This is a genomic window from Barnesiella sp. B2-R-119, from assembly GCF_023656675.1.
GTDB lineage: Bacteria > Bacteroidota > Bacteroidia > Bacteroidales > Barnesiellaceae > Barnesiella > Barnesiella intestinihominis.
The window spans coordinates 189,723-212,040 of the sequence record NZ_JAMOKL010000001.1; the positions used below are offsets into that span (position 1 = coordinate 189,723).

Consider the following 22,318-nt stretch of genomic DNA (forward strand, 5'->3'; position numbering starts at 1 on the left):
TAACACTACAAATTGTAAACACCATGTTACAAATTGAAAATCTTGAATTTAGTTATCACAAAAAAGGGAACCCTATCTTCAATGGGATAAACCTGACTATACAGCCCGGCTCGGTTTACGGGCTCTTAGGGAAGAACGGGATCGGGAAATCGACCCTTCTTTACATGATGTGCGGATTGATGTTTCCTCACAAAGGTTCTATCCGGTTCGACGGGATTGAAGTAAAACGCCGATTACCCGAAACCTTAGAAAAAATTTTCCTTGTGCCCGAAGAATTCGATCTCCCTTCCATATCGATCGACGATTATGTCCGTCGGAACAGTGTGTTTTATCCCAACTTCAACATCGATCAATTCAATCAATATCTTTCCGATTTTGAGTTAGAACACACAAAAAATCTAGCCAAAACTTCTATGGGACAAAAGAAAAAATATTTGGTCAGTTTCGCTCTTGCGACAAACACACCTTTATTACTCATGGACGAACCGACCAACGGTATGGACATTCCTTCAAAAAGCCAATTCCGTAAAGTCATTGCATCGGGTATGAACGAGCAAAAAAGCATAGCCATATCTACCCATCAAGTACGCGACTTAGAAAACATGATCGATCACATCACCATACTCGACAACGGACTTCTACTACTCGATGCCGATACCCACACGATAAGCTCTCGACTTCGGTTCATTAAAGGAGGCAACGAAAGTGAGATTGCCGGTGCATTCTATAAAGTATCGACTATCGCGGGATATAGTGCTATATTGCCCAATGAAACCGATGAAGAGTCGCTAATCGATATTGAAATGCTCTTCAACTGTACAATAGGTGACCCCGAAGTAATTCATAATATATTCAATTCCTCCGCAAAATAATACGAACATGAAAGAAACCGATATCATCGATCCCGTACGAATCGGGAAATTCAGTTTAGGCTATTTCAGATGGTCTGTGACGGCCCATATATTCCAGCCCAAACGTTTTTGGAAATATTGCACCAAACAAGTATATGAATGGAAAAGAGGACTCTCCCTGCAATTTATATCCTTGACCGGCATTTATACATTATTGATGTTTATTTTCCATACGGACGGCCAGCCGTTCATTACATCAAGCGGTGCACAAATGCTTATTTGGCTCGGATTTTTCATCTATATCGCCAAAAGTAGTTCAAGTCTCGCCGACCAAATAGGGATACGTCCTAAACGAGTAGTCTATCTTACCGTTCCAGTATCGACAGCCGAAAAATATATCGCACATCTATTGTCGATCATTGTCCTATATCCTTTACTATTTTTCGCAGCCATTGTCGTAGCCCAATATGCATCGGAGCTAATATCTTCTACCATAAGAGGCGAAATATTCAATCCGGGAACACCTTTGCAGGGTTGCTTCTCGATGTGGAAAAACAGTGGGTTTACCACGATATTCTTTGTTACCTCCGTACTTAGCACAATCGCGACATTCACACTCGGCGCCACATTGTGGCAGAAGAACAGCTTCTTGAAAACGGTATCGGCTCTTTTTCTTTTTTCTATTGTATTTTCATTTTCTTGCTCCTTATTTCTGACAAATGAAGAAATCGGCTCAGCCGTTTCCTACCTTTTTATAGGAAAATTTTTCGATAACAGCTCAAATTTCTTTTGGCTTATAAATACCGTCCAAATCGCCGAGACAACTATTTTAGGATACATCGGATATTTGAGACTGAAAGAATTGGAAATAAATGAAACCAAACGATAGCCATGCAATTCAAAGAGAACCAAACCATCTACTTACAAATAGCCGAACGAATCAGCGACGAGATTCTGTTAGGGCACTATGCCATCGGGAGCCGTATACCTTCGGTACGCGAATATGCCGCACTCGTGGAAGTGAATGCCAACACGGTCATGCGCTCTTATGAATTCTTGCAGACCCAGGGCATCATCTTCAACAAACGAGGCATAGGGTTCTTCGTTTCGCCCGATGCCAAAATAAAAATAAAGAGCTACCGCCGTAACGAGTTCCTTAAAAACGAATTACAACGTTTCTTCATACAGATATATACACTCAACATTTCTATGGAAGAAATCGATCTCATGTATAAACAATTCATCGATAAATTAAATTCCAAAACATCAAACACACAATTATGAAACGCTCTACTATTATACTGATTATTTTCCTCGTCTTGCTAATAATCACTCCTATCGTAATCGTAAAAACGGTCAACAACCTATCTCCCGAATCAAAACTTAAAGGCATACAAACCCTATGGAATAAATCGGATCCGAATACCCCTACCCGATATATCATTACCGAAGAATATTTCGGGAGCGACAGTATCGGCACTACAATCAATATTACGACCGATGCCGATTCTGAGTCGACTCTTATCGACAATCACAGATACGACGAAGATACGATTCGTATATCGGGAAACGCCCATAGTAGTTACAAAATCATTTATGAGGAAGAAGTAAATCTAATTATCGAAAACAAAAATCCGAACATAAAATTCAAGATCGCAAATGCCAATCTCAGTAAGATTAGTCTCAATTCCTCGGGCGAAACAGATATCGTCTCATCAAACTTAGGGACCTTAATATTCCAAGACAGCATAAATACCGCTCCTATCCGCCTCCTTCAAAATAACATCGGTGGACTGATTGCATTGAGCTGCACAAACCGTCCGATGGAAATAACCGAGAACAACATAGGCACAGCCATTTTTCCAGAAAAATACAGAGATTTCTCTCTCGTCAACAATAATATCGGTGTTAACACATGGTCCAATGAATATAATATAACCATAGGTTCCGAAACGAATAACGACAGTACCGAAACTCATGGAACGTTCAAAATGAAAATCAATGTCAAAACCGACGAATAATACAAATCATTTCACTAAACTACAATACATTTTATCTGGTAAAAAATGAAAAGAGTTTTCAAATTAGGTATATTATTGGGATTTATATTCTCATTATGTACTGCGGCACAAGCAGCCCCTACCGCTTGTAAAATAAACGGGGCTGTTGCCGATTCGATTAGCGGAGAAGCTATTCCGTTTGTCACCATAGGGATAGAGAACAACGAAGGAAAAGTATTGAGCCGAATCGCTTCGGATGCCTTAGGGAAGTTTACGATCACAGCTTCGGCGGGTCAAAATTACCGTCTGGTCGTCTCATCGGTTGGCTACGGAACAAAATACGTCGATATATCACTTTCGGAAAATGAAAAAAATAAAGATTTAGGAACCATAAAACTTACAGAAAGTTCAGAGTTATCCGAGGTAACAGTGGTCGCTCAAAAACCTTTAATAAAAAGCGACATCGATAAAATCACTTACGATATGGAAGCCGATCCAGACGCTGCCAGCAACAATGCACTGGATATGCTTAGGAAGGTTCCCATGATTACAGTCGATGCCGAAGAAAATATACGGTTGAACGGACAAAGCAACTATAAAGTATTGGTCAATGGAAAAAGTTCGGCAGTAATGTCGGGAGACAATGTCAAAGAAGTTCTCAAAAGTATGCCGGCCAATACGATTAAAAATATCGAAGTTATCACGAATCCCTCTTCCAAATACGAGGCCGAAGGTGTAGGCGGTATCATCAACATCATCACAGTTTCCCGGCGGGAAACCAACGGCATCGTAGGTAGTGTAGGTGCAAATGCCGACACCTATGGAGGCTTCGGGGGAAACGTCTATCTCTCTTCCCAAATCGGGAAATTCGCTTTCTCCGGCAGATACTCCGGGAATCGTTATACCAACGGTGACGGAGGTCACTCGAAAGCTTTTATGGAGACGTTTGCCAACGATGAATTTTACCGCTCCGAAGCATATGGTTCTTCCAAATATCGGGGAGCCGGACATAACATGTCCATCGAAGCCAGTTATGAAATAGACACGCTTAACCTCATCAGTTTCTCGGCATGGGGCTGGTTGGGAAACAACAAATCGACAAATGACTTGAATCAAACCTATTTCAATCGCTCCAACGATATCAGCAGTCAATATCTTTCGTTAGGAAGTTCCAGCAGCGACTACGGTTCTGTATCGGGTACTCTCGACTATCAACGCTCCTTCGCAAAAAAAGACCGCACGCTAACAGCCTCGTATCAATTCGAGTACAATCCCAACAACTCGGACTACACAACCGAAAATCAAGGGATTATCAATTCAAAAAGCTACATCGAAAAAAGTAAAAACAAAGCTCACGGAACCGAACAAACCATACAGATAGACTATTTCGACCCCTTGACCGATATGCATCAAATCGAGGGCGGAGTAAAATACATCATGCGCTGTAACGTAAGCGACGGAGATAGAGACAAAAACATTTGGGACGAAACAACCGAAGATTGGAAACAAACACCGCTCCCGGTCAATGACCTCGACTATACACAACATATCTTAGGCGTCTATGCCGGATATGTACTAAAAGTTAAGAAATGGAGCGGGAAAGTGGGAGCCCGATTAGAATCGACTTGGAACGATGGCCGCACCACAAGTTACGACGTCTCGGAAACACCCCAAAAAACAAAGTTCGATAACAATTTTTTCAACATTGTACCTTACGTCACCCTATCGTGGCAACCCCGAGACATGCAAACTTTCAAACTATCCTATACTCAAAGGCTTAGCAGACCCGGAATTTGGCAGCTAAATCCGTTTAAAGACAGTTCGACCCCCATGCAACTGGTATATGGTAACCCTAATTTGGAATCGGAAATATCACATACTTTTTCCTTAGGATACACATTATTTACGGCAAAAGGGCTGAACTTGTCCACCGAACTGAATGGACGCATACAAAACAATGGGATAGAACAAACTATTTTCATGGACGAAGACGGTGTAGCCAACGTAACCTACGACAATATCGGAAAAGCCAGAGAATGTAACTTGAACGTATTTTTTTCGGGAAATATCATTCCCACCCTCAGCATCTACACCAACCTCTCCGGAGGATATGGAGATTATAGCTCCAAAGCGGCAGGATATTCCAACAAAGGCTGGAATTACAACGGATACCTCGGCGCACGTTGGAACGCATGGAAAGACGGTGCAATAAGTGCCAACGTCGGCTACTACTCCGGATTTCGCATGCTGGTAGGAACATCTGCACCAATGGCATTTTGCGGGTTCAGTGTCAGCCAATCATTTTTTGAAAAGAAACTTCAACTGAACCTTTCGGTAAGCGATCCCTTTTCAAAAGAACGCAAATTTACCATGCACATTAAAAACGATGCATATCGTATAGATAGCTACAACTACAATCCTTGTCAATACGTACGCTTAGGAGTCACCTATCGTTTCGGGCAAATGAAAGAATCGGTTAAGAAAGCTCGACGCAGTATCACCAACGACGATGTAAAAAGCGAAAGCAGTGGTGGATCCGGCGGTATGGGAGGCGGGGCCAATATTCAATAGACTCTTTCGACTTCCTGATTTAAATAAACGAAAAAGCCCCGGGCTCGTGAGAATCCGGGGCTTTTTATCTTATTATCAACAAGCGATAAGTTATACCAACTGCTTCTTATATGTTCTCAATTCTTGCTTGATTCGATATATTCTCACCTTCACCGTCCCCAAAGGCATTTGTAAACGGTCGGCTATTTCGTCATAACGATATCCTTGCAAGTATAAACCAAAAAGAATACGATTGTCAATAGACAACAAATCCATAATGCGTTGAACGTCGGTTGTAGAAAAAGAGTCTTCTCCCTCTATTCCACTTTGCACATCATCGGTATCCGGTATCTCAAAGTCGATAGGGAGAGCTTCTTGCCGAGACGAATGGCGACGACAATTCAAGAAAAGATTACGCATAATAGTATATAACCAGCTTTTAATGCTTCCGGAATCATCATACATCGCTTTATTGCTCAACGCTTTAAGCGATGTTTCTTGCAATAGGTCTTTCGCCTCGTCTTCATTGTGAGTCAGACTTTTGGCAAAGCCTAACAGAGCATTTTGCAGTTTTACCACATGCTGCTCAAAATCTTCTTGAATCATTATTATATCTGAAAATTTAAAAAATAATTTAGTAAAGATAACTATTAATTTTTATAATAAAAAATTTAAGCTGCCTTTCTTTACTAATATGTTCGAAAGCGAAGCTACTTAGGAGCCTTCTTATATAGCACGATCGCTATTACCGTATAGATGATATTGGGTATCCACATCGCCAACATAGGTGAAGTAGCACCCGATACCGCAAAGGTAGAGGTCACGGTAGAGAATAATATATATGAGAAACTTAACAGCAAGCCTATACCGATATTGATACCCATACCCCCTTTTACCTTGCGGGAAGACAACGACATGCCGATGGCTGTCAAGATAAATGCCGCGGCAGCCATTGCGAAACGCCGCTCATATTCTATTTCAAAATTTTTTATATTGGCGACCCCTCTCTCTTTTTGACGGATAATATAACGCCGTAGCTCGGGAGTAGTCATCACTTCGCTATCGTTCTGAGAAATCAAGAAATCCGAAGGCTCTATGGGCACAATCGTATCGAGAGTCGCCCCTTTTATCAATTCCTCCCGCATACCGTTGAAATTACGAATCACATAATTGTTAACCCGCCAGTGATAAGCCGAATCGTAATGAATGGTTTGAGCAGTCAATCGGGATTGAAGGACTTTCTTGTCGAACTTCTCCAAAGAAAAACGATAGCCGGTTTTGTTGCTATTGTCATAGCGCGATATATAGGCTATTACCCCCGGCTCTACCTGTAACTGAATATTACTGGCATAATCTACCCGCTTATTTTTGACATACGTATTCATATACTCGATACGAGTCACATTGGCCGGTGGTATTACATAGCAACTCAAATAGAGATTCAATGCAGCGATAATGGCAGCCGAAACCATATAAGGCACAAACAATCGCTTGAAACTGATACCGCTCGACAACATGGCTATAACCTCGGAGTTGTCGGCCAACTTGGAGGTAAAAAATATAACAGCGATAAAAGTAAACAGAGGACTAAACAAATTGGCAAAGTAGGGAAGAAAATTGAAAAAATAGTCGAATATCGTCGCCGACAAAGGCGCTTTCAAAAATGAATCCAATTTCTCGTTAATATCGAACATGACCGTGATAGCGAGAATCAAAGCTATCGCGAAAAAGTAAGTTCCCAAGAACTTCTTGATAATATAGATATCTATTTTTTTCAATATCTTCATCTCGTTCCTCTTTACAATCGTGTAGTCACCCGGCAGATCATCTCGTCTTTCCACGATTTAAATGTACCGGCTAAAATTTGACGACGTGCCTCCTGAGTAAGCCATACATAAAATGCCAGATTATGTATCGAGGCTATCTGCATGGCCAGTATTTCTTCACTAATGAATAAATGGCGCAAATAGGCTTTACTGTAACATGTATCGACATAAGAAGTTCCCTCCGGGTCGAGAGGAGAAAAATCATCGGCCCACTTTTTATTCCGCATATTCATGATACCGTTACGGGTAAACAGCATACCATTGCGTCCATTGCGAGTAGGCATCACACAGTCGAACATATCGACACCCCGTTCTATACCTTCCAATATATTGGCCGGTGTCCCCACCCCCATTAGATAACGTGGTTTATCCCGAGGCAAGACCTCGTTGACAACCTCTATCATCTCATACATTTTTTCCGTAGGCTCACCCACCGCCAATCCGCCGATGGCATTACCGTCAGCTCCCAAATCGGCGACATGCTTCGCGGCCTCTATACGCAAATCGGGATAGACACAGCCTTGTACAATCGGGAAAAAAGTTTGCTTATAACCATACAAACCCTCTGTTTCGCAAAAGTGTTTCCAGCCCCGGTCGAGCCAACGGCGTGTCAAGGCCAATGATTTCTTGGCATAGTCGTAATCGGCATCGCCCGGAGTGCACTCGTCGAGCGCCATCATAATATCAGCACCGATAATACGTTGGGTATCTACCACATTTTCGGGAGTAAAAAGATGTTTCGAACCATCGATATGCGAACGAAAGTGAGCCCCCTCTTCTGTCAATTTCCGACGGTCGGACAAAGAAAAAACCTGAAATCCCCCGCTATCGGTAAGAATAGGACGTTCCCAACCGTTAAACCGGTGCAGTCCACCGGCCTGACGCAATATATCCAATCCCGGACGTAAATACAGATGATAGGTATTCCCCAAGATTATTTGCGCCTTAATATCGTCCCTCAACTCGCGTTGATGCACAGCCTTGACCGAGGCCACCGTCCCTACCGGCATAAATATAGGGGTCTGTATCTTCCCATGATCGGTCGTTATCACTCCGGCCCTCGCATGGGTACACTCATCGGTTTGTACCAGTTCAAAATCCATTGTCCGTCCTTTTTACTCGAAAAAATAACACAAATGAAAAAACAGAAAAACTGATTGACAACATCTGCTCGAAAAAATTCAAAACAGTTTCTTTCTTTTATTCGGGAACAAAGATAATGCAAGGCGAATATAGAACAAAATTTATTTTAGCCCTGTTGGGTCATGCCTGTCTTGGACTGTCGTCAAAAAAATGCGAACTGCTGTCAGAAGCAAATGATGGACAAAATCAAATAAACTTGATTTTCACTAAAAACGACAAGACACACCGATAAACATAAAAAACATTAAAAAGAATTACTTCGATATCTTTATCCTACGGAGTATTTACAAATACGTTTATATAATATTATATCGGTTAATTTCTTTTTAAACATCGAGTAGTTTATCAAATAGAAGATATATTTGCAGCTGTTATGCTGACGCCTCGAACGATAATAGTTTTTTTATGTTGGACATGCGGGCTGTCTTTTTTCTGCCACACCGCATATGCCCAATCTTCCACGCCTCCTCCCATGCGGCCGGGCAATGGGTCGGAATTGGAAATAAAAGGAGGTGAATTGTCGTGGCCCCGTACCGAACAGCTACCCTCTTCTACACCCAACGATCGGTTCATGCAGAAAAAGCTGAACGAGCACCTCGAATCCGCCTCTTTAAACATCATGCGTCCCTCAACCATGTTTCCCGAAAATCCATCGGAATTCATGTTAAACGTAATTTTACTGCACGCAGTGAAAGACAGCATAGCCAGCCTTCACGACGAAACAATCGCGCGAATGGTCGATATGTTTGTATTACGTAACTTGTTACAGCCTCTCTCCAATGACAAACCCGCTCCTGTCAACAGCTGGTCGATGAGTGCACCCAACACCATGCCCTTCGGTATAGGTGTCTCTTATGTGGGACTCCTCGACCCTGTCGAAATATACCGTAACTGGCAACGCAAGAAAAGGGCCCTACGCACCAAAATGGTTTTAATGACCCTTTTCGGGAACACTACCCGCCCGCTCACCAAACATGAGACTGATTCAATAGAACGAAGCATCGAATGGAAACGTAATGTCCCGGTAAGTACGATTGCCAATCCCGTTCAGATATCCACCTTACTGAAAAACGATACCATCGTCGAACCTTCCAAGCCGAAATTTACAGCACCGCTCTTTGGAAAAGAGCGTCCCCAAACGGCTATCGATACCATCTCCGCAGCATCTTCACCGAAAATAAACGAGACCCGATAGCCTCTGTTCCTTCGAACTTTCTATGCTGCATCCGTGTTGTAAAAAATAAACAAGTCATTTTGTCAGAAACAAAAAGAATTATAAATGAACTTCTTATAGATCCGAACCTTTCCATCGTATCGGGAATACAGACATTATGTCATATTAACAGATTGATTATCAGACAATATTTCATTAAAACACGGTTGGCATTTCTTTTGACTATATCCCAATGTAAAAACAAAAAAAAGATAAAATAGAAAGGAGAATAAATATATGAATTTCGACAATTTCACAATCAAATCGCAGGAGGCTATCCAAAAGGCTGTGGAGATTGTTCGTAATCACAACGAACAATCCATAGAACCGGTACACCTTCTAAAAGGTATCTTGCAAGTAGGCGAAAGTCTTACCTCATACCTTTTTCAAAAATTGGGAGTCAACGCAGGGTTGCTAAACAACCAAGTCGACAGAGAAATAGAATCGCTTCCGAAAGTGAACGGAGGTGAGCCCTATCTGAGTCGGGAAACTAACGATGCCTTACAAAAAGCAATCGACTATTCCAATAAACACGGAGACCAGTTCGTGGCATTGGAAGCCATGCTCATGGGATTATTCCTCGTGAAAAGTCCGGCCTCTGCATTCATGAAAGATGCAGGCATAACCGAAAAAGAACTGGGCGCAGCTATCGACGAATTGCGAAAAGGGAAGAAAGTAACCGCAGCTTCGGCCGAAGACACCTACAATGCATTGAGCAAATATGCAATCAATTTGAACGAACGTGCCCGTAACGGGAAACTCGACCCTGTTATCGGACGAGACGAAGAAATCAGACGAGTATTACAAATTTTGAGTCGCCGAACCAAAAACAATCCTATCTTGATAGGTGAACCGGGTACGGGTAAAACAGCCATAGCCGAAGGACTGGCGCATCGTATCGTACGCGGAGACGTTCCCGAGAACCTGAAAAGCAAACAAATCTTTTCTCTCGACATGGGAGCTTTGGTTGCCGGAGCCAAATACAAAGGAGAATTTGAAGAAAGGTTGAAATCGGTAGTCAACGAAGTCATTCAAAGCGAGGGAGAAATTATCCTCTTTATCGACGAGATACACACGTTGGTGGGAGCCGGTAAAGGCGACGGAGCAATGGATGCTGCCAATATTCTGAAACCGGCTTTGGCAAGAGGAGAATTGAGGTCTATCGGCGCTACCACGCTCGACGAATATCAAAAATATTTTGAAAAGGACAAAGCTCTCGAACGTAGGTTCCAAATCGTCATGGTCGACGAACCCGACGAAATGAGCTCTATCTCGATTTTGAGAGGTCTGAAAGAGCGGTATGAAAATCACCATAAAGTGCGGATTAAAGACGATGCAATCATAGCAGCCGTACAATTATCCGAACGATATATAACAGACCGATTCCTACCCGATAAAGCCATAGACTTGATGGACGAAGCGGCAGCAAAACTGCGCATAGAAGTAGATTCGGTTCCCGAGGCTTTGGACGAAATATCCCGACGGATCAAACAATTGGAAATCGAACGCGAAGCTATCAAACGTGAAAACGATACCGAAAAGCTGCAACTGTTAGCCAAAGAAATTGCCGACCTGAAAGAAGAGGAAACTAAATTCAGAGCCAAATGGCAATCGGAAAAAGAACTGGTTAACCGCATACAGCAAAACAAAATCGACATCGAGAACTTACGTTTCGAAGCCGATAAAGCCGAACGAGAGGGCGATTATGGTAAAGTAGCCGAAATACGGTATGCCAAAATCAAACAAAAAGAAGACGAAATCCATGCCACGCAACAAAAGCTACACGAGTTGCAAGGCGACAAAGCTATGATTAAGGAAGAAGTCGATGCCGAGGACATCGCCGATGTCGTATCTCGCTGGACGGGCATTCCGGTAAACAAAATGATGCAAAGCGAAAAAGACAAACTGCTCCACCTCGAAGAGGAACTGCACAAACGAGTTGTAGGTCAAAACGAGGCCATCACTGCCATTGCCGATGCTGTTCGTCGGAGTCGTGCCGGATTGAATGATCCTCGTAGGCCTATCGGGTCGTTCATCTTCCTCGGTACGACCGGTGTGGGTAAAACCGAGTTAGCGAAAGCTCTTGCCGAATATCTGTTTGACGACGAGAACATGATGACTCGTATCGACATGAGTGAATATCAAGAGAAATTCAGTGCCACTCGTCTCATCGGTTCCCCTCCGGGATATGTTGGATACGATGAAGGCGGTCAACTGACCGAAGCGATCAGGCGTAAACCTTATTCGGTGGTTTTGTTCGACGAAATAGAAAAGGCTCACCCCGACATCTTCAACATTCTGTTGCAGGTACTCGATGACGGACGATTGACCGATAACAAAGGCCGATTGGTTAATTTCAAAAACACCATTATCATCATGACTTCGAATATGGGTTCTGCCTTGATACGCGAAAATTTTGAAAAGATGACTCCTGCCAACAAAACCGAAGTCATCGAAAAAACAAAAGAAGCGGTCTTGAATATGTTGAAACAAACCATACGTCCCGAATTTCTCAACCGTATAGACGAAACGATTATGTTCACCCCGTTGAGCGAGAAAGAAATCGAAGAGATTGTGTCGTTACAAATCGACAACATCAAAAAGATGTTGGAGAAAAACGGTGTCACACTCGAAATTACACCCAAAGCTCTGGGCTTGATTGCAGCCGAAGGCTACGACCCTGAGTTTGGAGCACGTCCGGTAAAACGAGTGATACACCGGCTTATCTTGAACCAGTTGTCGAAAGACCTGCTGGCCCAGAAAGTAGACCGATCGAAGCCTATCATAGTCGATACCGAAAATGACAAAATCGTATTTCGTAACTGAAACGAGATAAAAAGCAAAGGCTGCTATGCAATGCATAGCAGCCTTTCTTTCCTACCGAAAACCTATTTATTCACTGTTCTTTATTTTTCTACATTCTTTTCACTCCACGGCAAGGGATTAAGACGCCCCTGCTTCATATCTTTCACCATAAATGGAGCCCTAAATCTTTCACGCCAAGAATCGCGGTCTGCTCGTCTTTCCAATCGTGCCACTTTCTGTTCCAAATACTGAATATACTGATCTTTGGTTAGAATAGATTTAAATGTGGAATCCCGACGAACCTTAGCTGCTTTCATCGATTCTCGATTCGATTTCTCAAATTCCCTCTTTTTCTCTCGAATCGCTTTTACTTCCGTATCGAACGTCTTATCGGCTTCTTTTAATTGAGAAAGCTGTTTTTCGCTAAGATTCAAATCTTTCACCATTTGTTCACAAGGGAATTCACATTTCTCTCTCCGTTCGTTCTTTTCTTTATTACCGGCAAATGAACTCATCGATAAAACGAGAACAAAAGCGAACGATACTATTGCCTTTTTCATAAATTTTCTCCTTTCATTAAAAAGTTTTCTTCAATTTATTTATTCGCGAATCTGTTTATAAGACTCTGTTTTTGTCCAAAGGTTTAACCACACTTTCTGCGGAATGTTTAAATTTAGCACTTTTAACAAAATGGAGAATTGTTACTCCCGAATTAAGTCTTTCAACTTAATAGCTTGGAAAGTCATGTGAGCCACGCTACTCTCATATAAAATACCCACTGTCTCACGATCGATCATGGTCAGACAGGTATACCCCCACCCCTCATCTTCGTCCAACATCACTTGATTTTCTGGCAACCACGTCAGGCCTTTATCTAAACTGGCTTTAATCGTAATATGGTTGCGCCCCTTCTTCGTGTTGGGATTCGAGAAAAGAAGGATATCCCTACCCAATACATTATCTTCGGCACGAACATGAATCAGACTCGCCATACACACAGGTTCTTGCAAAGCTTTTCGGGACGACTCATGCTCGGTCCATGTTTTTCCCAAATCCTCGGTTATGGCTACGGCTCGGCTTCCACCCCGGTTATCCCGCATATTCAACATCAACACCCCCGGCTCTATCTCCACGACCTGAGCCTCTGTCGTATTTGTCCGTGCCAGATTATGTATATTCCAAGTTTTACCCCGGTCCTTACTATACATAATACCAGCATTCGGAATACGAGTCGAATCTATGAACTGAATGGGAAATACCAACGTGCCGTCCTGCATGGTAATACCTCGTCCCGGCCCTTGAAGTAGGAAATACCAAGAAGGATCTTTCACCTGCCCGGTTATATTAATCGGCTTCGACCAAGTTTTGCCGTCATCGGTACTCTTCGTCATCACGAGTTGAGCCGTATAGCTCTTTTCCATTCCCGGCTGTGAACTCCACCATGCCCGTTGATTCCCCATACCGTGTGTCCACGCCGCGACAATCCACACTGTATTTGTCTTTGTATCAACCAAGATAGAAGGGTCTCCTACCCCATTTTGGGCAGCCGGCAAGCCTCCGGTCTCTCCGAAAGAAAGCGGCAATCTCATTTTCTCCCATGTTCTCCCGCCATCGGTACTACGGCTCAATCCAACATCTACATGTTCTTGCAGATCCACGCTACTATTATAACGCACATCATACACACCCAACAATGTACCTTTATTCGTAGTGACCAATCCGGGAATACGAAACGCCGAAACACCGTCGTTACCAGCATGACGAACGCCTACTCCCATGCGGTGTACAATACCGTCGGGCGACATTTTTTTACAAACAGCCTCTTTCCCGTCTATTGTCACAGAACTCAAATCGGCCGTCACCTTAGATAAAAGAGATGTGCCGGGTTTCACCTGCAAACTCACCCAAAAGAAATTAACTCCCGGGAATAATTTGTAATTACATTTCAAAACCACCGACTCAGACACATTCGATTCCTCGGCACATTTTATCGAATAAGAAGGATATGCCGACAATGTCTTACCGGGACTGAAACTCGAAATATAACTAACCGGAGCAAATCGATTCTTATCTTCCTCTTGACGGGCTTCTGTTCCACCATAATAGAGCTTCACAGATTGAATATCGTCGAGATTTTTACACCTCGACAAATCTACTGTTACTCCATCAAGCATTCGGCTGTCTCGTGCATCGAATCGAAGATAAAATAATAGATTATCCTGCCGTTCTATCAAAATGGGGACTTGTGCCTCTTTTATAAAAACTGTATCCGAAGCTCTTACTACCGACCAATATCCAATTAACAAGAAAAAAAGAAAAAGTCTCTTCATGACATATCTAATTAAATTTGCGGAATAAAGATAACAGTTTTTTACTTATTACTCCAAAAACCAGCCGATTTTCATACTTCTCATAAACGGATCTATCTTTCCGTTTCTTTCCTTGCAAAAACGGTCCAAAACAAGTATATTTGTATCAACAGAAATAAGTAATTTATGTTACAACCTCTGGCAGAAAGACTAAGACCCAAAAACTTAGACGAATACATCGGACAGGAACATCTGGTAGGACCGGGAGCCGTACTGCGGCGTATGATCGATGGGGGAAAAATTTCGTCTTTCATTCTTTGGGGGCCTCCGGGTGTTGGGAAAACAACTCTGGCCCACATCATATCGCAACAATTACAAGCACCGTTCTTCACATTGAGTGCTGTACAATCCGGCGTAAAAGAAGTTCGCGAAGTAATAGACCGATGCAAAGCCAATATTTTTTCCAAAGTACGTCCCATATTGTTTATCGATGAAATCCACCGGTTCAGTAAATCACAGCAAGACTCTCTCCTCGGCGCGGTCGAATACGGTACGGTGACGCTCATCGGAGCAACGACCGAGAATCCCTCTTTCGAAGTAATACGCCCCCTGCTCTCTCGTTGTCAAGTATATGTCCTCAAATCGCTTGAAGTAAAGCACTTGCAGCTACTGCTCGACAGAGCTATACATTCCGATATCTATCTAAAAGAACGCGATATAGAAGTAAAAGAGACCGATGCTCTATTTCGTTATTCAGGAGGGGATGCCCGAAAGCTACTAAATATCATCGATCTCGTATCCCAAGCGGTCGGAGAGAACGAAAAAATAATCATCGACGATGCGATTGTAACGGAACGGTTACAACAAAATCCTGCTGCCTACGACAAAAACGGTGAAATGCACTACGATATCATATCGGCTTTTATCAAATCCATACGAGGTAGTGACCCGGATGCCGCAATCTATTGGCTTGCCCGCATGGTCGAAGGAGGTGAAGACCCCGCTTTCATCGCACGACGATTGGTTATATTGGCTTCCGAAGATGTAGGACTCGCAAACCCCAATGCCCTACTTTTAGCCAACGCTTGCTTCGATGCTGTACAAAATATAGGGTGGCCGGAGAGCCGCATTATCATGGCCGAAACGACAATCTATCTGGCTAGTTCACCCAAAAGCAATTCGGCCTACATGGCGATAAATCAAGCACTGGAAACGGTAAAAGCAACAGGAAACCTTCCTGTTCCGTTACATCTTAGGAATGCACCGACACAATTGATGAAAGAGTTGGAGTATGGAAAAAATTACAAATATGCACACGATTATACGGGTAACTTCGTCAATCAGCAATATTTACCAAACGAGTTGAAAAACAATAATTGGTGGAAGCCTCAGGATAACGTTGCGGAGAACAAGCTAAAAGATCATCTAAATAAGCTATGGAAAGACCGATACAAATAATCTGTCGAAATGCCATCTCGGGCTAACAAATAGCCGTCATTTTGTAAATTTTTGTAACAAAATATTTCAAAGCGCAGAAAAACTAAGAAAAAAAAGAATTACTTTTGTAATCTATCAAAACCAAATTATACCAAACTACTAAACAAAGATCGTTATGAAGAAGCACAATTTCTATGCAGGCCCTTCTATTCTGAGCGAATACACCATTAAAAACACAGCGGATGCCGTACTTAATTTCGCAGATACAGGTCTGTCTCTGTTGGAAATTTCACATCGTAGCAAAGAATTTACAGCGGTTATCGAAGAAGCTAAAACCCTAGTAAAAGAGTTGCTCGAAATCCCTGCCGGATATGATGTCCTATTTTTAGGTGGAGGGGCTAGCATGCAATTCTGTATGGTTCCATATAATTTGTTGAACCGTAAAGCTGCTTACCTCGAAACCGGAACATGGGCTGTAAATGCAATCAAAGAAGCTAAATTGTTCGGAGAAGTAGATGTCGTCGCTTCTTCGAAAGAAGCCAACTTCTCTTATATCCCCAAAGGATATACTGTCCCCGATGATGTTGATTATTTCCACTTTACCTCCAACAACACGATATACGGAACAGAAATGCGATTTGACCCAGACGTAAATGTACCTCTTGTAGCCGATATGTCTTCCGATATTTTCTCCCGACCTATCGACGTTTCCAAATATAACGTCATCTACGCCGGAGCTCAAAAAAATTTAGCCCCTGCCGGAGTTACTATCGTAATTGTCAAAGAAGAGGCTCTCGGACATGTAGACCGGGCTATCCCCACCATGCTCGACTATCGTACCCACATCAAAAAAGGATCGATGTTCAATACGCCTCCTTGTCTCCCCATCTACTCGGCATTGCAGACCTTGAAATATTATAAGGAGATGGGAGGTATCAAAGAGATGGAAAAACGTGATTTGGAAAAAGCAGCAATCCTCTACGATGCTATCGATTCCAGTAAAATTTTCGTCGGAACAGCAGCTCACGAAGATCGCTCCATCATGAATGTCTGCTTCGTTATGAAAGAAGAATATAAAGACCTCGAAAGTGAATTTATCGAATTTGCCTCCTCACAAGGCATGGTAGGTATTAAAGGACACCGTTCGGTAGGTGGATTCAGAGCTTCCATTTATAACGCTATGCCTAAATCGAGTGTCGAAGCCCTCATAGCTACCATGAAAGAATTTGAAAAGAAACACTAATATAGAAAAACCATGAAAGTATTAGTTGCTACTGAAAAGCCATTTGCCGCCGTTGCAGTAAATGGAATCAAAGAAGTTCTCGACAACGCAGGTGTCGAAATGGTTCTTTTGGAAAAATACCCCGATAAAGCCGCTCTACTAAAAGCAGTCGAAGATGTTGAAGGCCTCATTGTGCGCAGCGATATCGTCGATGCCGAAGTTTTTGACGCTGCCCCAAAATTAAAAATCGTAGTACGTGCCGGAGCGGGTTATGACAATATCGACCTCAACGCGGCTACTGCCAAAGGAGTATGTGTAATGAACACCCCCGGACAAAACTCCAACGCTGTGGCCGAGCTCGTGTTCGGTATGACTATCTTAATGATACGAAATCATTTCAACGGAACATCGGGTACGGAATTGAAGGGGAAAAAACTAGGAATCCATGCCTACGGACAAGTAGGTCGTAATGTGGCCCGTATCGCCAAAGGATTCGACATGGAAGTTTATGCATTCGATCCTTATTGCCCCGACGATGTGATGAAAAAAGACGGTGTAACGCCTGTCGCATCGGCCGAAGAGCTTTATAAAACATGTCAATTCGTATCGCTGCATATCCCGGCTACGGCCGAAACGAAGCAATCGATCAACTACTCGTTGCTTTCGCTTATGCCCAAAGGAGCTCTTCTCATCAACACGGCGCGTAAAGAGGTGATATATGAAGAAGATCTGGCACGCATACTCGAAGAACGTACCGATTTTCACTATGTAGCCGATGTTGCACCGACTATTGCCGACACTTTAAAAGAGAAATTCGGCAACCGAGTATTCTTCACTCCGAAAAAAATGGGAGCCCAAACCGCCGAAGCGAACATCAATGCAGGTATCGCTGCCGCCCGACAATCGGTCGGATACCTAAAAGACGGTATAGAGAAGTTCAAAGTCAATAAATAACATTGTTGACATATTTCCGAATCCCCTAAGTACGTTCTTAACAACACGTGTACTTAGGGGATTTATTCTTCACCAACAACATCATTCAACTATGCTCAACAGAATAAATACCTTTCGTTGGCAATCCATCACCGAAACCCTTTTGAATGCGCTCAAACGATTTCCGGTCGCAGCAACAGCAACAATCGGGTTGTGTATTTCTCTGCTATTACTCGTCAACCTCCCCTATGAGCAATTAAAAGGAAGCATACTCTACGAACCCTCCTATTGGTACGTATGGGTAGGAGCATTACCTCTCGCTGCAAGTATCGTCCTCTGCTTCGAGAACCGTTTGAACCCCACTATACGACATTCAGTATCCCTACTCGCTGTACTATTATGGAGCTTGTACGGCTACATTTCGAACGATACTCCCGAACATTTCTTCGGGGCACTTGCTTTCATAGCTCCTATCGTAACATTTTTTTCGTCCTTATTTTGGGTTGCCTTTTTGAAAAAGGACACCGATACCTCTTTTTGGAATTTCTCCTATCTGTTGTGTATTCAAATACTAACAGGCTTACTTTTTGCATCGGTCTTGGCAGCCGGCCTCTCTCTGGCGTTATTTTCTACCGATACTCTGTTCGGCTGTGAATTCAAAAGCGAGATGTATTCAAACATACATGTACTTTGCTATACCTTGTTCTTTCCTTTCTATCTGCTAGGCAACATTCCTATCGCCTCGATAACCGAAACAAAGGTGCATTCGTTTGCCCAAGCATGGAAAATTCTAGGTTTATATATACTATTACCCCTCCTCATACTCTACGGAACAATCCTTTATGCCTATTTAATAAAAATCATAATTCAGTGGCAACTTCCCGATGGTTGGGTCTCCGCACTAGTCTCCATTCTCACCATAGGCGGAACAATCACCCTTTTTATACTATATCCGTTATGCATACAAGAGAATCGTCCTTTGAAATTTTTCAGGCAATGGTTCGGCATACTGCTTCTCCCACTATTAATCTTAATGACTGTCGGTATAATCCGCCGCTTTCAAGACTATGGTATCACGACTAACCGCCTATACATACTGCTGCTCAACTTTTGGTGCTATACGACTGCCTTGTATACCATTTTTACATCTGGTAAAAAAATAAAAATCCCGTTCATCTCATTTATTCTTCTTTTCCTCATCTCATCAATCGGCCCGTGGAGATTCAGCGAAATTACCCGGTATACCATGCACAAGCGGATAGATACACTCATTCAAAATAACAAACTCGGGACAAACAATCTTCTTACATTCGACAGTTTAGAAACCCAGTGCACCCAGCTCGACTCTATTGATGCCACCCGACTACAAGATGACCTTCTCTATCTCACAGAGAATTATGGGGCAAAAGATATACAAGTCTGGTTCACCGATTCCGTTTCCTCGATGCAATTTTCCAAACTCACACAAGGGATAACATCTGCATTGAATCGCTCACAGGAAAATCATCGCATCTATTTTTCCTACTACCAATCGGATTCTTACGAAGGCAAAAACATAAATATAAAAGATTACCAATACGCCCTGTTTTTCGATGAAAATTCAAATATCCGAACAAACAGCGACAATGTGGAAATATTGGGGCCAGACAGTACCGTTGTCGCCGTTTATCCGCTAGTCGACCTACTAAAAAAACAAAACTACAAAGTAAATTCCAACGACACGATTTGGTCTTTCCGAGGCAACAATACATACATACTTCCTCTGTCTTTGGACGGCTATATGAACAACCCGCAAGAAATTGGAGGGTTATATATTAAAGGCATCGTTTTTTACAATCCATAAAATAAAGGGGCTGCCTTGAAAAGCAGCCCCTTTATTTTATCGTAGAAAAACTATATTATTCCTTATTGTCACCCATCAGTCCTTTCCAAACCATTGCAGACAACGCAGCTCCGAAAAACGGCGCTACAATGAACAACCACAACTGTGAAAGAGCTTCTCCTCCTGCAAACAGAGCCGGAGCAATACTACGAGCGGGATTTACCGATGTTCCCGTAATAGGGATACAAACAATATGAACCAACACCAAAGTAAGACCGATAGCCAATCCTGCGAAATTGCCCGCTCCTTTTTTCTCATCGGTCGCACCCAATACCACCAATACAAAAATAAACGTAAAGATTGTCTCGGCGATGAATGCCTGTAACATTTCTCCGTCTCCGAAACTATTGGCTCCCGTCGTAGTCACTCCCGATGAACCGCCCGTAGAAACCAAAGCATAAATAATAGACGATCCAATAATCGCTCCGATTATCTGAAAGACCATATACATGGCGGCCTCCTTCCCGTTCATTCGTTTAGACAACCATACACCCAACGTAATAGCCGGATTGATGTGGCAACCCGATATACCGCCAATTGTATAAGCCATAGCAATCACAGAAAGGCCGAATGCCATAGCAACGCCCAACGTTCCTACTCCCGCACCGCAAGCAGCTGCTATATTGCCCGCAAATACAGCACTTCCACAACCCATCAACACGAGTACCATAGTACCCACCATCTCTGCCAAATACTTTTTCATGATTTTAATGTTTTTCTGGTACAATATGCACCTATTAGTAAATTTGTTAATAAACTATATAACCATTTAAGGTTTTCTATTACAAAGGAAAAAATAAATTTTGAACTTCCCAAAGATTTCTATTTTTTCGTATTTTTGGAATCATTTTCAAATAAGCGATAATCTACAAACAAGAGGACTATCATCAAATATCAAATTAATTATACGATTATGAAGATAACAGAAATTACAAATGGTATACATTATGTAGGAGTAAATGACCGGTGTAAATATAAATTCGAAAATCTTTGGCCGCTTCCATACGGAGTATCCTATAATGCTTACTTGATAACCGATAAAAAAAATGTATTAATAGATACTGTGGATGCCGCTTATACCGATAGACTACTCGACAACATAGCCGAGATTATCGGGGACGGGAAAATAGATTATCTCATAATCAACCACATGGAGCCGGATCATTCTGCCTCGATACAATTTATTCGTCAAAAATATCCTCAAATGACAATTGTAGGCAATATCAAAACCCTCGAAATGGTTAAAGGATATTATGGAATAGACGACAATACTCTTTGTATTAAAAACGGAGAATCCTTGTCTATCGGGAAAAGGACTCTCACATTTCATCTTACGCCGATGGTTCATTGGCCCGAGACAATGATGACCTACGTTAACGAAGACAAATTGATTTTTTCAGGGGATGCCTTCGGCTGCTTCGGTACTTTGGACGGAGGCATTACAGACAGTCAATTAAACACGGATAAGTATTGGAGCGAAATGGTGCGTTACTACTCCAATATCGTGGGGAAATACGGGCCAGCCGTACAAACGGCACTGAAAAAACTATCCGACATAGAAATCAAAACGATTTGTTCCACACACGGACCCATATGGGAAAAAGAAATAACCAGAGTCATTGGCATTTATGATCGCCTCAGTCGATATGAAGGTGAACCGGGTGTTGTTATCGCTTATGGCAGTATGTACGGGCATACCGAACAGATGGCCGAAGAAATAGCTCGTGAACTAGCAGCCAACGGAATCAAAGAGATTGTACTCCACAATGTTTCCCACGAAGACCCATCGTATATCCTCCAAAACATATTCCGCTACCGGGGGCTCATTATAGGCAGCCCTACTTATTCTAACAGATTATTTCCGGCAGTCGAAACCCTCACCGAAATGATTGCTACACGGGATATCAAGAATCGCACGTTTGCCTATTTCGGTTCTTTCACTTGGGCCGGTGCGGCAGTAAAACACCTCGCCGCATTCGCCGAATCCATGAAATGGGAAACTATCCCCTGCTGTATAGAAATGAAACAAAGCATTACTCCAGCTATAAAGGAGCAATGTAGAAACCTTGCACAAGAAATGGCAGCTCGGTTAACTCGATGATTCAACAAATCCAATAAAAGAACGGGAAAGAATTTTATTCTTTCCC

The 22,318-nt window shown here is 42.5% G+C and carries 18 protein-coding genes; 12 read left to right on the forward strand and 6 right to left on the reverse strand.

Annotation, left to right across the window (positions count from 1 at the left end):
• Nucleotides 1-23: 23 nt before the first annotated feature.
• From NBH06_RS00755 to NBH06_RS00775, 5 genes are read left to right on the forward strand one after another with little or no spacing between them, the layout of a single operon-like run.
• The gene (locus NBH06_RS00755) at nt 24-872 is read left to right on the forward strand and encodes an ABC transporter ATP-binding protein (RefSeq protein ID WP_250792289.1); all 849 of its coding nucleotides are present in this window, start codon (nt 24-26) and stop codon (nt 870-872) included.
• Nucleotides 873-879: 7 nt separating this feature from the next.
• Nucleotides 880-1,740 (forward strand): hypothetical protein, encoded by an 861-nt coding sequence (locus NBH06_RS00760; RefSeq protein WP_046410298.1) that lies wholly within the window; start codon nt 880-882, stop codon nt 1,738-1,740.
• Between the two features lie 2 nt (nt 1,741-1,742).
• Complete coding sequence (locus NBH06_RS00765) at nt 1,743-2,135, forward strand: GntR family transcriptional regulator (protein WP_046410296.1); 393 nt, start codon at nt 1,743-1,745, stop codon at nt 2,133-2,135.
• Nucleotides 2,132-2,872, forward strand: a complete 741-nt coding sequence (locus tag NBH06_RS00770; protein ID WP_250792292.1) for a hypothetical protein — start codon at nt 2,132-2,134, stop codon at nt 2,870-2,872. Before NBH06_RS00765 ends, NBH06_RS00770 begins: the two co-directional genes overlap by 4 nt.
• A gap of 45 nt (nt 2,873-2,917) precedes the next feature.
• Nucleotides 2,918-5,422, forward strand: a complete 2,505-nt coding sequence (locus tag NBH06_RS00775) for a TonB-dependent receptor (protein ID WP_250792294.1) — start codon at nt 2,918-2,920, stop codon at nt 5,420-5,422.
• A 90-nt stretch (nt 5,423-5,512) separates the two neighbouring features.
• On the opposite strand, the gene NBH06_RS00780 is transcribed toward NBH06_RS00775, so the two are convergent.
• The 3 genes from NBH06_RS00780 to tgt form a co-directional block, all read right to left on the reverse strand.
• Nucleotides 5,513-6,007: an RNA polymerase sigma factor gene (locus tag NBH06_RS00780; RefSeq protein ID WP_155012292.1), complete on the reverse strand. Its 495-nt coding sequence runs from the start codon at nt 6,005-6,007 to the stop codon at nt 5,513-5,515.
• 104 nt (nt 6,008-6,111) lie between these two features.
• Complete coding sequence (locus NBH06_RS00785) at nt 6,112-7,188, reverse strand: LptF/LptG family permease (protein ID WP_155012365.1); 1,077 nt, start codon at nt 7,186-7,188, stop codon at nt 6,112-6,114.
• A gap of 11 nt (nt 7,189-7,199) precedes the next feature.
• A complete protein-coding gene (tgt, locus tag NBH06_RS00790) occupies nt 7,200-8,330 on the reverse strand; it encodes a tRNA guanosine(34) transglycosylase Tgt (protein WP_155012291.1) in 1,131 nt (376 codons plus the stop codon).
• A gap of 413 nt (nt 8,331-8,743) precedes the next feature.
• Here tgt and NBH06_RS00795 point away from each other — a divergent pair, with 413 nt between their 5' ends.
• A complete protein-coding gene (locus NBH06_RS00795; protein ID WP_250792296.1) occupies nt 8,744-9,565 on the forward strand; it encodes a hypothetical protein in 822 nt (273 codons plus the stop codon).
• Nucleotides 9,566-9,820: 255 nt separating this feature from the next.
• A complete protein-coding gene (gene clpB, locus NBH06_RS00800; protein ID WP_250792298.1) occupies nt 9,821-12,409 on the forward strand; it encodes an ATP-dependent chaperone ClpB in 2,589 nt (862 codons plus the stop codon).
• Between the two features lie 80 nt (nt 12,410-12,489).
• Here clpB and NBH06_RS00805 read toward each other — a convergent pair whose 3' ends face one another.
• Both NBH06_RS00805 and NBH06_RS00810 read right to left on the reverse strand, forming a co-directional pair.
• Nucleotides 12,490-12,948 carry a DUF4890 domain-containing protein gene (locus tag NBH06_RS00805; RefSeq protein WP_250792300.1) on the reverse strand — a complete coding sequence of 153 codons (459 nt, stop codon included), beginning with the start codon at nt 12,946-12,948 and terminating at the stop codon, nt 12,490-12,492.
• Between the two features lie 141 nt (nt 12,949-13,089).
• Nucleotides 13,090-14,718, reverse strand: coding sequence for a sialidase family protein (locus NBH06_RS00810; protein WP_195342499.1), 1,629 nt, complete (start codon nt 14,716-14,718; stop codon nt 13,090-13,092).
• Between the two features lie 165 nt (nt 14,719-14,883).
• Here NBH06_RS00810 and NBH06_RS00815 point away from each other — a divergent pair, with 165 nt between their 5' ends.
• From NBH06_RS00815 to NBH06_RS00830, 4 genes are all read left to right on the forward strand, one after another.
• Complete coding sequence (locus NBH06_RS00815) at nt 14,884-16,155, forward strand: replication-associated recombination protein A (RefSeq protein WP_250792302.1); 1,272 nt, start codon at nt 14,884-14,886, stop codon at nt 16,153-16,155.
• Nucleotides 16,156-16,309: 154 nt separating this feature from the next.
• The gene (gene serC, locus NBH06_RS00820; protein WP_250792304.1) at nt 16,310-17,377 is read left to right on the forward strand and encodes a 3-phosphoserine/phosphohydroxythreonine transaminase; all 1,068 of its coding nucleotides are present in this window, start codon (nt 16,310-16,312) and stop codon (nt 17,375-17,377) included.
• A gap of 12 nt (nt 17,378-17,389) precedes the next feature.
• Nucleotides 17,390-18,310 carry an NAD(P)-dependent oxidoreductase gene (locus NBH06_RS00825; RefSeq protein ID WP_250792306.1) on the forward strand — a complete coding sequence of 307 codons (921 nt, stop codon included), beginning with the start codon at nt 17,390-17,392 and terminating at the stop codon, nt 18,308-18,310.
• Between the two features lie 91 nt (nt 18,311-18,401).
• Nucleotides 18,402-20,132 carry a DUF4153 domain-containing protein gene (locus NBH06_RS00830; RefSeq protein WP_250792308.1) on the forward strand — a complete coding sequence of 577 codons (1,731 nt, stop codon included), beginning with the start codon at nt 18,402-18,404 and terminating at the stop codon, nt 20,130-20,132.
• Between the two features lie 55 nt (nt 20,133-20,187).
• On the opposite strand, the gene NBH06_RS00835 is transcribed toward NBH06_RS00830, so the two are convergent.
• Entirely contained in the window at nt 20,188-20,877 is a 690-nt protein-coding gene (locus NBH06_RS00835) for an MIP family channel protein (protein ID WP_337761901.1), read from the reverse strand.
• 204 nt (nt 20,878-21,081) lie between these two features.
• Here NBH06_RS00835 and NBH06_RS00840 point away from each other — a divergent pair, with 204 nt between their 5' ends.
• A complete protein-coding gene (locus tag NBH06_RS00840; protein ID WP_394368618.1) occupies nt 21,082-22,272 on the forward strand; it encodes an FprA family A-type flavoprotein in 1,191 nt (396 codons plus the stop codon).
• Nucleotides 22,273-22,318: the final 46 nt, after the last annotated feature.

Bases quoted from the DNA above. Each gene is read 5' to 3' on its own strand.
- NBH06_RS00765 (WP_046410296.1), top strand. From the start codon at position 1,743: ATGCAATTCAAAGAGAACCAAACCATCTACTTACAAATAGCCGAACGA.
- NBH06_RS00795 (WP_250792296.1), top strand. From the start codon at position 8,744: ATGCTGACGCCTCGAACGATAATAGTTTTTTTATGTTGGACATGCGGG.
- NBH06_RS00760 (WP_046410298.1), top strand. From the start codon at position 880: ATGAAAGAAACCGATATCATCGATCCCGTACGAATCGGGAAATTCAGT.
- NBH06_RS00775 (WP_250792294.1), top strand. From the start codon at position 2,918: ATGAAAAGAGTTTTCAAATTAGGTATATTATTGGGATTTATATTCTCA.
- NBH06_RS00815 (WP_250792302.1), top strand. From the start codon at position 14,884: ATGTTACAACCTCTGGCAGAAAGACTAAGACCCAAAAACTTAGACGAA.
- clpB (WP_250792298.1), top strand. From the start codon at position 9,821: ATGAATTTCGACAATTTCACAATCAAATCGCAGGAGGCTATCCAAAAG.
- tgt (WP_155012291.1), bottom strand. From the start codon at position 8,330: ATGGATTTTGAACTGGTACAAACCGATGAGTGTACCCATGCGAGGGCC.
- serC (WP_250792304.1), top strand. From the start codon at position 16,310: ATGAAGAAGCACAATTTCTATGCAGGCCCTTCTATTCTGAGCGAATAC.
- NBH06_RS00770 (WP_250792292.1), top strand. From the start codon at position 2,132: ATGAAACGCTCTACTATTATACTGATTATTTTCCTCGTCTTGCTAATA.
- NBH06_RS00780 (WP_155012292.1), bottom strand. From the start codon at position 6,007: ATGATTCAAGAAGATTTTGAGCAGCATGTGGTAAAACTGCAAAATGCT.
- NBH06_RS00755 (WP_250792289.1), top strand. From the start codon at position 24: ATGTTACAAATTGAAAATCTTGAATTTAGTTATCACAAAAAAGGGAAC.
- NBH06_RS00810 (WP_195342499.1), bottom strand. From the start codon at position 14,718: ATGAAGAGACTTTTTCTTTTTTTCTTGTTAATTGGATATTGGTCGGTA.
- NBH06_RS00785 (WP_155012365.1), bottom strand. From the start codon at position 7,188: ATGAAGATATTGAAAAAAATAGATATCTATATTATCAAGAAGTTCTTG.
- NBH06_RS00830 (WP_250792308.1), top strand. From the start codon at position 18,402: ATGCTCAACAGAATAAATACCTTTCGTTGGCAATCCATCACCGAAACC.
- NBH06_RS00825 (WP_250792306.1), top strand. From the start codon at position 17,390: ATGAAAGTATTAGTTGCTACTGAAAAGCCATTTGCCGCCGTTGCAGTA.
- NBH06_RS00805 (WP_250792300.1), bottom strand. From the start codon at position 12,948: ATGAAAAAGGCAATAGTATCGTTCGCTTTTGTTCTCGTTTTATCGATG.